The sequence below is a fragment of the Paenibacillus cellulosilyticus genome, from assembly GCF_003182255.1.
GTDB lineage: Bacteria > Bacillota > Bacilli > Paenibacillales > Paenibacillaceae > Paenibacillus_T > Paenibacillus_T cellulosilyticus.
On record NZ_QGTQ01000073.1, the window covers coordinates 1 to 1,239 of the forward strand.

At 41.6% G+C, this 1,239-nt stretch carries 2 protein-coding genes; both read left to right on the forward strand.

Annotated elements, in window-relative coordinates:
• The coding region (locus tag DFQ01_RS31460) for a hypothetical protein (RefSeq protein WP_219993720.1) at positions 1-226 on the forward strand (226 nt) is incomplete at its 5' end.
• A 103-nt stretch (positions 227-329) separates the two neighbouring features.
• Complete coding sequence (locus tag DFQ01_RS30740; protein WP_110047714.1) at positions 330-968, forward strand: hypothetical protein; 639 nt, start codon at positions 330-332, stop codon at positions 966-968.
• Positions 969-1,239 lie beyond the last annotated feature (271 nt).

A 1,239-nucleotide genomic window follows, 5' to 3' on the forward strand; every position in this document is an offset into this window, starting at 1 on the left:
ACGGAGCATAAAGAATGATGAAAGAATTGAAGGTCTAGAACGATTAAGGAATAAGTGCGATTTGAAGAACGAGAACAAGATGCTGCGCTTTATTGGATATGAATGTGACCCGAGGAAGTCGGGAACTGCACATAACACCGTATTCACGCATCGGGCCATCCGGCCCTCGGTCCGGCAGGGGGATTTCGGGGAAGTGGCGGCAGCCGGACAACCCTGCACTGGCTAAGTCCGTTGGACCCGGCGCGTTCGCGCCTTAAGCCAGTGAGGGTTCGTGAATACAAAGACGTTAGATGAAATATTCGCAAACCAATAGAAAGGATAGTCCATCAATGAATTGGTTACAGGGAGGACCATTTTTTGAACTCAGTTTTATCATTGAAGATGTTGAACCGCTTTATCAAACAATTATTAGATTAGTAAATTCATCAACAATCAAAATAGTTCTACATAATCCTCCAGAATTCATTGAAGAGTTCTACGACGGGTATCCGTTTGATGAAGATAAGCCTGAAGAGAGGATTGTAAATCAGATATGTTTAAATCTGACGGTTCATTTTAATAGAACACGGCAATCATTATTATTTGTTGAAAGAATTAATACTAATCTCCTTTGTTTTTCACTTTGTTTTTATGGATCAGAGTATGATGCTCCAGAATGGAAACAGCCCGGCATGAGGCGAGCAGAACATTATGAGTTTTATAATTTACTTAGAGATTTTTACAATGAGTTTCATTTTATTATTGGGGGAAGTGCTATCGAAGAGGATGCCAAGGCTTTCTTTGATACGAATGAATGTTGGCCAGATAACAGTTACTCTATAGAGAAGTTAACTGCAGAACGAGTAAATAATAATATGAGTACCTTTAATCAAGTAATAGTAAATAACAAACTGGAATCAATATCTCAACTAGAAATTAAGAATAGCTATTTGAAAGAGCTTTATGAAGGAATTGAAATTCTTCTTTAAGTAGCTCTCGGAAGGCGAACACTTCATCTAACACCATATTCACGCATCGGGCCATCCGGCCCTCGGTCCGGCAGAGGGATTTCGGGGAAGCGGGAGCAGCCGGACAACCCTGCACTGGCTAAGTCCGTCGGACCCGGGGCATGCGCCCCTTAAGCCAGTGAGGGTTCGTGAATACAAAGACGTTATGTGCAATACCCGAATGAATATGAGAGAACTGGAAGAGAGAACAAGAACGATTGCTAACGCGTTTAGATAAGAGCAGAGTATTACA